The 13,064-nt window shown below is 68.8% G+C and carries 13 protein-coding genes; 8 read left to right on the top strand and 5 right to left on the bottom strand.

The features are described 5' to 3' along the window. Positions 1-7: 7 nt before the first annotated feature. The gene (locus tag ACQEU1_RS15865; RefSeq protein WP_433201511.1) at positions 8-889 is read right to left on the bottom strand and encodes an SMP-30/gluconolactonase/LRE family protein; all 882 of its coding nucleotides are present in this window, start codon (positions 887-889) and stop codon (positions 8-10) included. Beyond that, the gene (locus ACQEU1_RS15860; protein ID WP_433201508.1) at positions 882-2,123 is read right to left on the bottom strand and encodes an MFS transporter; all 1,242 of its coding nucleotides are present in this window, start codon (positions 2,121-2,123) and stop codon (positions 882-884) included. The genes ACQEU1_RS15865 and ACQEU1_RS15860 overlap by 8 nt, the downstream gene beginning before the upstream one ends. 54 nt (positions 2,124-2,177) lie before the next feature. Between ACQEU1_RS15860 and ACQEU1_RS15855 the strand changes: the two genes are divergently transcribed. From ACQEU1_RS15855 to ACQEU1_RS15845, 3 genes are read left to right on the top strand one after another with little or no spacing between them, the layout of a single operon-like run. Further along, positions 2,178-2,678 carry an ArsR/SmtB family transcription factor gene (locus ACQEU1_RS15855; RefSeq protein WP_433201505.1) on the top strand — a complete coding sequence of 167 codons (501 nt, stop codon included), beginning with the start codon at positions 2,178-2,180 and terminating at the stop codon, positions 2,676-2,678. Positions 2,679-2,703: 25 nt separating this feature from the next. Then, a complete protein-coding gene (hflX, locus tag ACQEU1_RS15850; protein ID WP_433201502.1) occupies positions 2,704-4,167 on the top strand; it encodes a GTPase HflX in 1,464 nt (487 codons plus the stop codon). A 35-nt stretch (positions 4,168-4,202) separates the two neighbouring features. Continuing rightward, on the top strand, positions 4,203-5,114 hold the full coding sequence (locus tag ACQEU1_RS15845; protein ID WP_433201499.1) for a hypothetical protein: 912 nt from the start codon (positions 4,203-4,205) through the stop codon (positions 5,112-5,114). 102 nt (positions 5,115-5,216) lie between these two features. Here ACQEU1_RS15845 and lexA read toward each other — a convergent pair whose 3' ends face one another. Next, positions 5,217-5,894: a transcriptional repressor LexA gene (gene lexA / locus ACQEU1_RS15840; protein ID WP_433211518.1), complete on the bottom strand. Its 678-nt coding sequence runs from the start codon at positions 5,892-5,894 to the stop codon at positions 5,217-5,219. A gap of 222 nt (positions 5,895-6,116) precedes the next feature. Between lexA and ACQEU1_RS15835 the strand changes: the two genes are divergently transcribed. The 3 genes from ACQEU1_RS15835 (at position 6,117) to ACQEU1_RS15825 (ending at position 10,051) form a co-directional block, all read left to right on the top strand. Next, on the top strand, positions 6,117-6,401 hold the full coding sequence (locus tag ACQEU1_RS15835; RefSeq protein WP_433201496.1) for a hypothetical protein: 285 nt from the start codon (positions 6,117-6,119) through the stop codon (positions 6,399-6,401). Between the two features lie 273 nt (positions 6,402-6,674). Beyond that, a complete protein-coding gene (gene nrdR, locus ACQEU1_RS15830) occupies positions 6,675-7,145 on the top strand; it encodes a transcriptional regulator NrdR (protein WP_089924179.1) in 471 nt (156 codons plus the stop codon). Between the two features lie 65 nt (positions 7,146-7,210). Next, positions 7,211-10,051, top strand: a complete 2,841-nt coding sequence (locus ACQEU1_RS15825) for a vitamin B12-dependent ribonucleotide reductase (RefSeq protein WP_433201492.1) — start codon at positions 7,211-7,213, stop codon at positions 10,049-10,051. 90 nt (positions 10,052-10,141) lie between these two features. On the opposite strand, the gene ACQEU1_RS15820 is transcribed toward ACQEU1_RS15825, so the two are convergent. Next, positions 10,142-10,663 carry an HNH endonuclease gene (locus ACQEU1_RS15820; RefSeq protein WP_433201489.1) on the bottom strand — a complete coding sequence of 174 codons (522 nt, stop codon included), beginning with the start codon at positions 10,661-10,663 and terminating at the stop codon, positions 10,142-10,144. Positions 10,664-10,761: 98 nt separating this feature from the next. Between ACQEU1_RS15820 and ACQEU1_RS15815 the strand changes: the two genes are divergently transcribed. Then, positions 10,762-11,313, top strand: coding sequence for a hypothetical protein (locus ACQEU1_RS15815; protein ID WP_382444397.1), 552 nt, complete (start codon positions 10,762-10,764; stop codon positions 11,311-11,313). Here the strand turns inward: ACQEU1_RS15815 and ACQEU1_RS15810 are convergent. Beyond that, positions 11,288-12,085, bottom strand: coding sequence for a LysR family transcriptional regulator (locus ACQEU1_RS15810; protein ID WP_433201486.1), 798 nt, complete (start codon positions 12,083-12,085; stop codon positions 11,288-11,290). The genes ACQEU1_RS15815 and ACQEU1_RS15810 overlap by 26 nt on opposite strands. A gap of 37 nt (positions 12,086-12,122) precedes the next feature. Between ACQEU1_RS15810 and ACQEU1_RS15805 the strand changes: the two genes are divergently transcribed. Next, on the top strand, positions 12,123-13,019 hold the full coding sequence (locus ACQEU1_RS15805) for an ADP-ribosylglycohydrolase family protein (RefSeq protein WP_433201483.1): 897 nt from the start codon (positions 12,123-12,125) through the stop codon (positions 13,017-13,019). Positions 13,020-13,064: the final 45 nt, after the last annotated feature.

The following is a 13,064-nucleotide window of genomic DNA, read 5'->3' as shown; positions in this document are numbered from 1 at the left end:
CGATATATCAGTCGAGCTCGTAGACCTCGATCTTCCCGAGCCGCTCGGGCTTGACCACCTTCGGGTTCGAGTCGGGCGCGGTCAGGCACACCAGCTTGTCGCCGACGACGGCGACGGCGAACGCCGTCTGCGTCGTCTCGACCCGGTGCGTGATCGTGCCGCCCTCGGTCACCCGGAACACCGCGGGCTGCAACGCCGGCGCCACCCACACGCCGTCGCCGTCGCCGGCGATCCCGTCCGGCGCGATCCCGAACTCCTTGACGTCGGCCCACACCCGGCGGCCGTGCAACGACCCGTCGAGGTCGACCGAGAACGCGGTGAGCTTGAACGCGACGGTCTCGGCGACGACGAGGATGTTCCCGCTCTCCGACTCACCGGCCGGATCGGGCAGCAGGGCCATGCCGTTCGGGAACTTGAGGTCCTCGGCGACGACGCCGACGGAGCCGTCGGGCCGCACCAGCGCGAGCGACGCGCCGAGCGGGTCGAAGTCGGGTTCGAGCAGGCGCGGGAGGCCGACCTCGTCGATCAGGCCGTGCAGGTCGAAGCCGAAGTTGCCGACGTACGCGCGGCCCTCGGCGTCGACGAGCATGTCGTTGGCGTGGAAGGTCGCGATATCCGATATATCGGCGTGGACGACGAGGTCGTCACCGTCGAGACGGCGGACCGTCCGGTCGAGCATCGAGACGACGAGCAGGCGTCCGTCGGGCAGCCAGCCGAGGCCGGAGAGCTGGCCGTCGATCGCGGCGACGACCTCGTCGTCACCCGTCGCCAGGTCGAGGGCGTGCACCTCGCCCGCGTAGAAGTCCGAGTAGTAGAGGCGCCCGTCGGGACCGCGCCGCGGCCCCTCGCCGAAGTGCAGACCGTCCCGCACAACCTTCGTGTCAGCCATGCGCCTCGACGCTAGAGGTCGTCGGCAGGTCCCGCATAGTCCGCAACGGCGACAACAGCACCCACACCATCCCGCCCACCGCGCCGATCAGCGACACCCAGATCGTCGGCACGACACCGATCCACGTGCCGAGCCCGCCACCGAGCAGCGCGCCCAGCGGCGTCGCGCCCCACACCACCCAGCGGATCGAGGCGTTCATCCGCCCCAGCAGGTGGTCGGGGCAGATCGCCTGCCGGTAGCTCACCTGGCCGACGTTGTAGACGACGATGCCGAACGTGCTGACCGCCAGCCCGGCCATCGGCAGCGCGAGCCCCCAGCCGTCCGAGACGAACGGCAGAGTCAGGGTGAACGGCCAGGTCAGCAGCGGGATCAGCCAGATCATCCTGGCCTGCCCGACGAGCAGCCCGATCCGGTGCGCGAAGGCCGCGCCCAGCACGCCGCCGACCCCGCCCGCGCTGAGCACCAGGCCCGCCGTGCCCTCGCTCAGGTTCACGGTCTGGATCAGGAAGAGGATCATCACGGCGTTCTGGATGCCGTGGAAGAAGTTCGACGTGCCGGTGCAGGCGACGATCATCCGCAGGGTGACGTTGCCGAAGACGAACCGCAGCCCCTCCATGATCTCGCGGCGCAGGTGCGGGTCGGGGTGCCGTTCCGGCGCCGGCTCGACCGTCCGGATCCTCATCAGGAAGAACGCCGAGCTCAGGTACCCGAGCCCGGTCGCGAGGACGCTGTTGGCCGCCCCCAGGAACTGGGCCCCGTACCCGCCGATCGCGGGCCCCGACACCTCCGCCACCGACAGGCTGGCCTGGAGCTTCGAGTTGCCCTCGACGAGTTGGCCGCGGCCGACCAGCGACGGCAGGTACGACTGGTAGGCGACGTCGAAGAACACCGTGCACACGCCCACGGCGAGGCTCACGACGATGAGTTGCGGCAGTCCGAGCAGATCGGACCACCACGCGATCGGCACGCTCACCATCAGCACGGCGCGGACGACGTCCATCGCGATCATCAGCGGTTTGCGGCGCATCCGGTCGACCCAGACGCCGGCGGGCAGCCCGATCACCAGGAACGCCATCGTGCTCGCCGCGGCGAGCAGTCCCATCTCGAACGGTGTCGCGTTCAGCACACCCGCCGCGAGCAGCGGGACGACCGTCATGCCGACGTTCGCACCGAACTGGCTGATGGTGTCGCCCATCCAGAGCCTGCGGAAGTCGGGGTGCCCCCAAAGCGCCATGCCGGGGAGTCTGCGCCAAGTGATTGGAAACTGTCAATCACTTACACTGGGCCCGTGCCACCTCCCCGGAAACGACGGCCCGCGACGAGCGAGGAAGCCGCCGCGCTGAGCTCTGAGCTGCGGATTCGGATGATCCGCCTGACGTTCGACCGCCCGCTCACCAACAAGGAGCTCGCCGAACGCCTCGGCAAGGACCCGGCCACGACGCTGCACCACGTCCGCAAGCTCGTCGCCGCCGGTTTCCTCGAGGCGATGCCGCCCCGCGCGGGCAACCGGGGCGCGAAAGAGATCCCCTATCGGTCGACAGGGCTGTCCTGGCAGCTCGACAACAGCGAAAATGCGGTCGCCGTCGGTGAGGCGATGCTGCACGCTTTCCTCGGCGAGGTCGCCGACATCGGGCTCAGTGACGTGGATCAGAGCCGTCTGGTCGTGACCGTCGACCCGGAGGAACTAAAGCAGCGGCTCGCGTCGTTGATGGATGAGCTGGCCGCGCAACCGGTCAAGCCGGATGTTCCCCGTGTGGCGATCTACCTCGCGGTGTATCCGGGGGACTGACTGTCCGTGGGACGATGAAGGGCAAATGACGGAAAACATCCAGAGCACAGAGTTCGACGCCGAGTTCGACGCCACGTGGGACGAGGAGGAAGACTTCTCGACCGGCGACTTCGAACGCGTCGAGCGTGCCGCACTGCGCCGCGTGGCGGGGCTGTCGACCGAACTCCAGGACGTCACCGAGGTCGAGTACCGCCAGCTCCGCCTGGAGCGGGTCGTGCTGGTCGGGGTGTGGACCGAGGGCACCGCGGCGGACTCCGACGCGTCGATGGCCGAGCTCGCCCGCCTCGCCGAGACCGCCGGTTCCGAGGTCCTCGAAGGCGTCGTGCAGCGGCGCGACAAGCCGGACGCGGCGACGTACATCGGCTCGGGCAAGGTCTCCGAGCTGCGTGACGTGGTGCAGGCGACCGGCGCCGACACGGTGATCTGCGACGGTGAGCTCTCGCCCGGCCAGCTGCGTCAGCTGGAGGAGAAGCTCAAGGTCAAGGTCATCGACCGCACCGCGCTCATCCTGGACATCTTCGCGCAGCACGCGCAGTCCAAGGAGGGCAAGGCGCAGGTCGAGCTGGCGCAGCTGCAGTACCTGATGCCGCGTCTGCGCGGCTGGGGTGACTCGCTGTCCCGGCAGGCCGGTGGTCGTGCCGGCGGTGGCAACGGCGGTGTGGGTCTGCGCGGTCCCGGTGAGACCAAGATCGAGACCGACCGGCGCCGGATCCGCGCGCGCATCGCCAAGCTGCGCCGTGAGATCGCCGCGATCGGCGTCATCCGCGAGACCAAGCGGGGCCGCCGCACGGCGAACGAGATCCCGAGCATCGCGATCGCGGGCTACACCAACGCGGGCAAGTCGTCGCTGCTCAACGCGTTGACGGGCGCCGGGGTGCTGGTGGAGGACGCGCTGTTCGCCACTCTTGACCCGACGACCCGCCGCGCGCTGACGCCGGAAGGCCTGCCGTACACGCTGACGGACACGGTCGGCTTCGTCCGGCACCTGCCGCACCAGCTGGTCGAGGCGTTCCGCTCGACGCTGGAGGAGGTCGGCGGCTCCGACCTGCTCGTGCACGTGGTCGACGGCTCCGACGGCATGCCGGAGAAGCAGGTCAAGGCCGTGCGCGAGGTCCTCGCCGAGATCAACGAGGAGTCCGGCACGCCGATGCCGCGCGAGCTGCTCGTCGTGAACAAGATCGACGCGGTGGGCGACCTGGGCATGGCGCGGCTGCGCCACCTGTTCCCGGACGCGTCGTTCGTGTCGGCGCACGCGGGCGTGGGCATCGAGGAGCTGCGGGTCCGCATCGCCGAGCTGATGCCGCGTCCCGAGGTCGTCGTCGAGGCGCTCGTGCCGTACGCGCGCGGCGAGGTCGTGGCCCGCGTGCACCGCGATGGCGAGGTGCTGTCCGAGAAGCACACGGAGTCGGGCACGCTGCTGTCCGCCCGCGTGCGCCCGGACCTCGCCGGCGTCCTCGAGGAGTTCGCGACGAACGGAACGCCTGCTTGATCCCGCCTCCACCGGTGGACGTGTGCCCGGTAGAAATGCAGGAGCTCTCCGGGCTCACGTCCAACGGCACCGAGTTCTTCGCCGTCAGCGACAGCGACAACGGCACGTTGCGCATCCAGGTCATGGGCCGCGACTGCGTCGTGAAGCGCACGATCACCGCGCCCGTCGACCCGTTCGACGTCGAGGACCTCGCGATGACGCCGGACGGCACCCTCTGGGCGTCCGACACCGGCGACAACAACAAGTCCCGCCCCACGGTCGCCCTGCACAAGGTCTCGCCCTCGGGCGCCGTGGAGCGGTACCGCCTGACCTACCCGGACGGCAAGCACGACGCCGAGGCACTCCTCATCGACAAGTCCGGCACGCCGTACATCGTCACGAAGGAACCCCTCGGTTCCGCACTGGTGTATCGCCCGACCGGCCCGCTCCGAACCGATATATCAGTTCCGATGGAGCAGGTAGCGCGCGTGTCGCTGTCGTCGACGGACACCCCGGGCGGCCCCCTGGAAGGCACCCTCGACTCACGTCTCGTGACCGGCGCCGCCCAGACCGCCGACGGCTCCGTCATCGCGCTGCGCACCTACACCGACGCGTACCTCTACCCGGTCCCGGACGGCGACATCGTCAAGGCCCTGGCCGGCGACCCGGTGCGCGTCCCACTGCCGAACGAACCCCAGGGCGAGGCCGTCGCCTTCGACCCGGACGGCACCCTGCTGTCCGCCTCCGAAGGCGTCGGCACCCCGATCCGGGCCGTCGCGGGCGCCGCGGCCCTGGCCCAGCCACCCCCGCCGACGACCACGACGCCCCCGCCCGCGGCCGCGGGCGAACCCCAGGCCGCCGAGCCCGCGTCGACGTCGTGGCAGAACTGGCCCCTGGCGCTGACGCTGGGCGGCCTCGTGCTCGTCGTCGCCCTGGTCATCGGCCTGCGCTTCCGCCGCCGTGCCTGATCTCGGTTCTGATCTTCGGGCCTGACCTCTGGGCCTGGGAACACGACGATGCCCCGGCACTGATATCCGATATATCAGTGCCGGGGCATCGGTCTGCTTCAGCTAGGGAAGGCGCCTGAGCACGGTCACGACCTTGCCCAGGATGGTGGCCTCGTCGCCGTTGATCGGCTGGTAGGCCGGGTTGTGCGGCATCAGCCACACGTGGCCGTCCTTGCGCTTGAACGTCTTCACGGTCGCCTCGCCGTCGATCATGGCGGCGACGATCTCGCCCTGGTCGGCGGTGGGCTGCTTGCGGATCACGACCCAGTCGCCATCGGTGATCGCGGCGTCGATCATCGAGTCACCGACGACGCGCAGCAGGAACAGCTCGCCCTCGCCGACGATCTCGCGCGGCAGCGGGAACACGTCCTCGATCGACTCCTCCGCCAGGATCGGGCCACCGGCGGCGATCCGGCCGACCATCGGCACGTACGCGGGCGTCGGCTTGGACATCGGGTCGAGACCGGGGTCGATCTCGGTGGGCAGCATGCCGACCGCGCGCGGCCGGTTCGGGTCGCGGCGCAGGAAGCCCTTCCGCTCCAGTGCGCGCAGCTGGTAGGCGACCGACGAGGTCGAGGTAAGGCCCACGGCCTCACCGATCTCGCGCACGCTCGGCGGGTAACCGAAACGGTCGACCCAGTCGCGAATCACGTCGAGCACCTTGCGCTGACGCAAAGTCAGGCCGGCGTTTCCCGCGATCTCGCTTACCTCTGTCTCCACAAGAGCGGGGTCCGGGTCGATCGTCTTGCCTGCCACGGTCGCTGTCCTCCTCGCCGCCCCCAGTTCGAATGGGATTCCGGCCTCCGTCGATCTTCGTGGTCGACGGTAGTCGTGTTTGCTGCACAGATCAAACACCTGTTCGAGGTATTTGGGCGCGTGTTGTGGCGTTCGGAGTGCCGGTCTGGTAGAAATTCGCACGGACGTTCGATCGAACCCCTGTTCGATCAAGGTGGCTGACCTGCGATGGAGGTCGTGATGTCGGTGCTCGTCGAGAAGCGGTTGCGCGTGGTCGAGGACGCGGACGTAGCAGCGGGACGTCCCCTCCGTTCGGGTCCCCGGGTCATGCCGCGGCGTCCCGCGACGAGGCCGCACCCGGTCGTGGTGCCCGCCCGGCGCGAGTCGAGCTCGTGCGAGGTCCGTCCGAAGCGCGAGTCGTTGTTCGAACTGATCGCCGTCGGCGTCCTGAGCGCACTCACGGTGGTCGCGCTCGGCGTGCTCTACCTACAGCAGGCGGGGGTCACCCCGTAGGTCTGCCCCTACATCTTGTGTTTCGCTGCCCGCAGGTGACGTGGACTCTCCGTCATCGGCGGGCATTTTTGCGTAATCGCCGCTGATCGTCGGCGGTTCGCCCAACAGGGTGACACGCGACGCGCCGTGTCGAGTTGCGTCCGCGTCCGCAGAGATCTAGGTTCTACCCCTACATCTAGTGGTTGCACCGTTGTAAGTAGTCCACAGGTTGTGGGTAACCCGACCAGTGCGGCTGCTGCGATGGGTGCTGCGCGGGGGAAGGGGTGAGGTGGCGTGCGGTGTCCGTTCTGCCGCCATTCGGACTCGCGGGTGGTCGACTCCCGCGAGGTCGACGAGGGACAGGTGATCCGTCGTCGGCGCTCCTGCAACAGCTGCAGCCGCCGGTTCACCACGGTCGAAGAAGCGGTTCTCGCCGTGGTCAAGCGCTCCGGCGTGACGGAGCCTTTCAGCCGCGACAAGGTGGTCGTCGGCGTGCGCAGGGCGTGCCAGGGCCGCCCGGTCGACGAGGACGCGTTCCAGGTGCTCGCACAGCAGGTGGAAGAGTCGATCCGGTCGACGGGGTGCGCGGAGATCGCGAGCCACGAGGTGGGTCTCGCCATTCTCGGCCCCCTGCGCGAACTCGACGAGGTCGCTTATCTGCGCTTCGCGAGCGTTTACAGGTCCTTCTCGTCCGTCGAGGACTTCGAGAAGGAAATTCTTGATCTTCGCACCGCTCGTGCCGAGGAAGCACCGGCCGAGCAGTGATCCGCGCGCACTTAAGCGCGTGAAGCAACCATCTTTTCCAAGCACCTGCACGAGGGAGATCCACCGTGACCGAGACCGTCGGCGGCTCAGCCAAGAAGACAGCCGCGCGGGCGGCTGCGAAGCCTGCCGCGCTGAAGGTCCAGCGCGTCTACACCACCGAAGGCCGCCACCCCTACGACGAGGTCACGTGGGAGCGCCGCGACGTCGTCATGACGAACTGGCGTGACGGCTCGGTGAACTTCGAGCAGCGCGGTGTCGAGTTCCCCGAGTCCTGGTCGGTGAACGCCACCAACATCGTCACCAGCAAGTACTTCCGCGGTGCCGTCGGCAGCGAGAAGCGCGAGCAGTCGCTGCGCCAGCTGATCGACCGCGTCGTGAAGACCTACGTGGGCGCCGGCAAGGAGCACGGCTACTTCACGGGCGAGCAGGACGCCGAGATCTTCGAGCACGAGCTGACCTACATGCTCCTGCACCAGGTGTTCAGCTTCAACTCGCCGGTGTGGTTCAACGTCGGCACGAGCTCGCCGCAGCAGGTCAGCGCGTGCTTCATCCTCGCGGTCGACGACACGATGGAGTCGATCCTCAACTGGTACCGCGAGGAGGGCCTGATCTTCAAGGGCGGCTCCGGCGCAGGCCTGAACCTCTCGCGCATCCGGTCGTCGAAGGAGCTGCTGTCCTCCGGCGGCACCGCGTCCGGCCCGGTGTCGTTCATGCGCGGCGCCGACGCGTCCGCGGGCACCATCAAGTCCGGTGGCGCCACCCGCCGCGCGGCCAAGATGGTCGTCCTCGACGTCGACCACCCGGACGTCGTCGAGTTCATCGAGACCAAGGCGCGCGAAGAGGACAAGATCCGCGCCCTGCGCGACGCCGGGTTCGACATGGACCTCGGCGGCGCGGACATCGTGTCCGTGCAGTACCAGAACGCGAACAACTCGATCCGCGTGTCGGACGAGTTCATGCACGCGTACGAGAACGGCGGCGACTTCGGCCTGCGCGGCCGGCAGACCGGCGAGGTCATCGAGCGGATCGACGCCAAGGAGCTGTTCGGCAAGCTCGCCAAGGCCGCGTGGGAGTGCGCCGACCCCGGCATCCAGTACGACGACACGATCAACGACTGGCACACCTGCCCGGAGTCGGGCCGCATCACCGCGTCCAACCCGTGCTCGGAGTACATGCACCTGGACAACTCCAGCTGCAACCTCGCGTCGCTCAACCTGATGAAGTTCCTCGGCACCGACGGCAAGTTCGACGCCGTCACGTTCGCCAAGGCCGTCGAGCTGATCATCACCGCGATGGACATCTCGATCTGCTTCGCGGACTTCCCGACCGAGCCGATCGCGGACACCACCCGCAAGTTCCGCCAGCTCGGCATCGGCTACGCCAACCTCGGCGCGCTGCTGATGGCGACCGGCCACGCGTACGACTCCGAGGGCGGCCGCGCGCTGGCCGCGACCATCACCTCGCTGATGACCGGTGTCTCGTACCGCCGTTCCGCGGAGCTCGCGGGCTTCGTCGGCGCCTACGACGGCTACAAGCGCAACGCCACCGCGCACCAGCGCGTCATGCGCAAGCACGCCGCCGCGAACGACCTGATCCGCACCTACCACGCGAACGACTCCGCGGTGCACAAGGTCGCGACCGAGGCCTGGCAGCAGGCGCTGGAGATCGGCGCGAAGAACGGCTGGCGCAACGCCCAGGCATCCGTGCTGGCCCCCACCGGCACCATCGGCCTGATGATGGACTGCGACACCACCGGTATCGAGCCGGACCTGGCCCTGGTCAAGTTCAAGAAGCTCGTCGGCGGCGGCTCGATGCAGATCGTCAACCAGACCGTGCCGCGCGCCCTCAAGGCCCTCGGCTACCTGGACGAGCAGATCGAGGCGATCGTCGAGTTCATCGGCGAGCACGGCCACGTCGTCGACGCGCCGGGCCTGCGCCGCGAGCACTACGAGGTCTTCGACTGCGCCATGGGCGAGCGCTCCATCGCGCCCATGGGCCACGTGCGGATGATGGCGGCCACCCAGCCGTTCCTGTCCGGCGCGATCTCCAAGACCGTCAACATGCCGGAGACCGCGTCCGTCGAGGACGTCGAGGAGATCTACTACCAGGGCTGGAAGCTCGGCCTGAAGGCGCTCGCGATCTACCGCGACAACTGCAAGGTCGGCCAGCCGCTGTCCGCGGGCAAGGGCGCCAAGGCCACCGAGGAGAAGAAGGCCGCAGGAGACTCTTCCGCGACCGTCGTCGAGTACCGCCCGGTCCGCAAGCGCCTGCCGAAGAAGCGCCCGTCGCAGACCGTGTCGTTCACGGTCGGTGGCGCCGAGGGCTACCTGCACGCCGGCTCGTACCCGGACAACGGCCTCGGCGAGATCTTCGTCAAGCTCGGCAAGCAGGGCTCCACGCTCGCCGGCGTGATGGACGCGTTCTCGATGTCGATCTCGGTCGGCCTCCAGTACGGCATCCCGCTCGAGTTCTACGTCTCGAAGTTCCAGAACCTGCGCTTCGAGCCGGCGGGCATGACCGACGACCCGGACGTCCGCATCGCCACCTCGGTGCTCGACTACCTGTTCCGCCGCCTGGCGCTCGACTACCTGCCGTACGACAAGCGTGCGCAGCTCGGCATCTTCACCGCCGACGAGCGCTCCGCGCAGGTCGCGGGCGAGTACGGCGCCCCGACGTCGCCCGACGTGGACCTCGAGGGCCTGCGCGGCTCCGTGGAGGCCGCGCCGAAGCAGGTCGAGGCGGCCGTCGAGACCCCGAAGCACGTGGGCAGCTCGACCGAGCTGCTGGAGCTGCACCTGGGCAAGGCCGCGGACGCGCCGCTGTGCATGACCTGCGGCACGAAGATGCGTCCGGCGGGCTCGTGCTACCTGTGCGAGGGCTGCGGCAGCACCTCCGGCTGCAGCTGATCACGGCAGCGAGACCCTCTGACTGGATGCGGTGGTCGAACGCCGCATCCAGTCGCGGGAGTTAGACCCTGTAACAAAAGTGGCGGGTCGTCACGGCAGCTTGATGCCGTGGCGGTCCGCCAGCTTCTTCTCGACCTCCGCGATCACGCACGCGATCGTCGACGGGTTGAGCCGCCCCTCCCCGAACCGCACGACCGTCTTCGCGAACTCGTCCGCCGCCAGCGCCCGGCACTCGGCGTTCAGCGAGCGGTGGTCGACCCCGGCCTCCTCGAAGCACTCCAGTGGCTTGCGGCCGAAGATGACCTCGAACTCCTCCCACCCGCGCAACGTCCAGTACGTGTCGGTGAACGGCGTCGACGTCGCGCGCAGCCACCGCCACAGGTACTTCGGGTCCACGTGGCTCGGCGACTCGCTGACGCAGCGCCCGCACAGCAGCACGACGTTGTCCGTGGTGCGGCTGCCGCCCATGGACGCGGGCACCACGAGGTGTTGCTCCAGTGAGGACCTGTAACCGCAGCGCCAGCATCTCTCGTGTGCGGTGCTCCAGTCGATGACGAGGTCGACCTCGTGCTCGACCCAGTGCGCGACGATCTGCTGGTTGCTGATGCGCATGTGACCCTTCCCCAGGTGTTGCCTCCCCTGTCGGTGATGAAGGCGATTCCGTTTCACCCACTCGCAACTGATAGAACATCTCGCAGTAAGGGGGAGAGATGCCTTCGTTCGACGACTTGCGCCGGTACCTGCTCGGTCAGCTCAACGCCGCTGTCCGGCGCCCCGGCATGTACGGCGGTGAGGCGGTGATCCTCACCCTGCTCGACGCGCTGGCGTTCGCCGACGACCGCACGGACCGGTGGCAGAACGAGCTCGACGCGCTGGTGAAGCGCGGCGCGGCCAACGCCGCGATGGTGAGCGGCGCGGTGCACGAGGCGCTCGGTCACCGCAGCGAGGACGTCATGGCGTCGGTGTACGCGGACCTCGCGCACCGGCAGGGCTGGCTGAGCCTCGACGCCGACAGCCGCATCCCCGGCGTGCTGGGGGAGCGGGACTGCCTGCTCGACGACGTCATCGCCGAGTACGGCGAGCCGCCGCTCTGGCTGGGCGGCACGAACCCCAAGTACTCGAAGACGCTCGGCTACCCGGACCGCTCGGGCGCGCTGGTGTTCTTCCACTTCATGCCGGAGCTGCGGCTGATGGCGACACGACGAGGCGACGGCGGCTTCCGCGACAGCTTCGTCTTCACCCCCGCGGGGCTGGCCCGCTGACGATCTCGGCGAACTCGGCGATCAACGGCGTGTGGCGGTGTGCCGCCCACGCCAGCACGACCTCGTTCGGTGCGATGTCCGAGATCGGCACGTGCGTGAGGTCCTCTCGCGAGTAGAACACCGCCGTCGACAACGGCAACACGGCCACACCACCCTGCAAGGCCACGTGCTCCAGCTTCTCCTCAACAGACCGGACACCGGGCGTCACCCCGTGCTGCACAAGACGCTCACCGGCGAGATCTGACTCCAGCACGCTCTCCTTGCCCGCCAACCGATGCGAAGCAGGCACCACCGCGACGCGCGGCTCGGCGAACAACGGCACACACCGCAGGCCGTCGAGCGACACCGGCAGCCGCAAGTACCCGACGTCCACCCGCCCGTCGTGGATCACCTCGACCTGGTCCTCCCACGTCGTGCGCAGCACGTCGATCCGCACCGAAGGATGCCGCGCCGCCAGCACCCGCACCGCGGGCGTGACGATCAGCCCGGGCATGAACCCGACGGTGAACGACTCCGTCCCGACACGCCGCAGCAAAGCCGAAGCCTGCGCGAGCAACGGCCGTGCGTCGTCCAGCAGCCGTGCGCCGGCATCTGTCAGCACGGTGCCCGAAGAAGAACGGTCGAACAGCTGCGCGCCGAGCTCGGCCTCCAAAGCGCGGATCTGCCGCGACAACACCGGCTGCGCGATGTGCAGGGCCTCGGCGGCGCGCCCGAAGTTCAGATGCTCCGCCACAGCCACGAAGTACCGAAGCTTGCGGAGGTCCAAATCCATGTGACCAGCGTAGGCCAAACCGGTAAAATCGCAGGTGATGCGCATAGTTCTGCACACTCGCGCGCGCCTGGACCTCGCATACGCCTCGCTCGACGGCCTCTCCGTCGGCGACGCTCTGGGCGCTCAGTTCTTCATGGTCGGCCGCTCGATCCCCGACCTCGTGGCCGGCAGGCCGCCACGGGGCCCGTGGGAGTGGACCGACGACACCGAAATGGCCTGCAACCTCGTCACCGAACTGCGCGACCACGGCGAAGTCGACCAGACCCGCCTCGCCACCACGTTCGCCGAGCGCTGCGAGCCCTACCGCGGCTACGGCGCGGGAGCGTTCACCATCCTGCGCAAGATCCGCCAGGGCACGCCGTGGAAGGAAGCGGCCTCCAGCGCGTTCGACGGCCAGGGTTCGTGCGGCAACGGTGCCGCGATGCGGATCGCACCGCTGGGCGCGTACTTCGCCGACGACCCGGAAACCGTGACGGCACAGGCGATCCGGGCCAGCGAGGTGACGCACCAGCATCCCGAGGGCGTCATGGGCGGCCTCGCCGTGGCGCACGCGTCGGCGATCGCGGCCAAGGCGCGGCTGACCGGCGCACCACCGCGCGACCTGCTCGGCACGGTCCTGGAGCACCTCGAAGACTCGTTCGTGCGCAAGGGGATCGAGAAGGCGCGCAAGATCGACACCGCCGAGGAGGCCGCGTACGTGCTCGGCAACGGCTCGCGCGTGACGGCCCAGGACACCGTGCCGTTCACGCTCTGGGTCGCCGCCCACCACCTCGGCGACTACGAAGCCGCGGTCACCACCTGCGTCCAGGCGGGCGGCGACATCGACACGACGGCCGCGATCGCCGGCGGCATCGTCGCGCACCCGCCGGAGGAGTGGCGACGCGAACGCGAGCCGCTGCCCGACTGGGTCGACCGCGCTGACCAGGAGCTTTAACCTCAACGGGGTGTTTTATTCATCACGTGTTGAGTTTTTGGACGA

The organism is Lentzea sp. CA-135723, assembly GCF_050936595.1.
GTDB lineage: Bacteria > Actinomycetota > Actinomycetes > Mycobacteriales > Pseudonocardiaceae > Lentzea.
The sequence above is the reverse complement of the archived record's forward strand: the minus strand, read 5'-3'. Positions and strand labels throughout refer to the sequence as shown.

Coding starts and splice junctions, on each gene's coding strand:
- ACQEU1_RS15860 (WP_433201508.1), bottom strand. CDS start 2,123: ATGGCGCTTTGGGGGCACCCCGACTTCCGCAGGCTCTGGATGGGCGAC.
- ACQEU1_RS15820 (WP_433201489.1), bottom strand. CDS start 10,663: ATGCGCATCAGCAACCAGCAGATCGTCGCGCACTGGGTCGAGCACGAG.
- ACQEU1_RS15805 (WP_433201483.1), top strand. CDS start 12,123: ATGCGCATAGTTCTGCACACTCGCGCGCGCCTGGACCTCGCATACGCC.
- hflX (WP_433201502.1), top strand. CDS start 2,704: ATGACGGAAAACATCCAGAGCACAGAGTTCGACGCCGAGTTCGACGCC.
- ACQEU1_RS15865 (WP_433201511.1), bottom strand. CDS start 889: ATGGCTGACACGAAGGTTGTGCGGGACGGTCTGCACTTCGGCGAGGGG.
- ACQEU1_RS15815 (WP_382444397.1), top strand. CDS start 10,762: ATGCCTTCGTTCGACGACTTGCGCCGGTACCTGCTCGGTCAGCTCAAC.
- ACQEU1_RS15810 (WP_433201486.1), bottom strand. CDS start 12,085: ATGGATTTGGACCTCCGCAAGCTTCGGTACTTCGTGGCTGTGGCGGAG.
- ACQEU1_RS15835 (WP_433201496.1), top strand. CDS start 6,117: ATGGAGGTCGTGATGTCGGTGCTCGTCGAGAAGCGGTTGCGCGTGGTC.
- ACQEU1_RS15845 (WP_433201499.1), top strand. CDS start 4,203: ATGCAGGAGCTCTCCGGGCTCACGTCCAACGGCACCGAGTTCTTCGCC.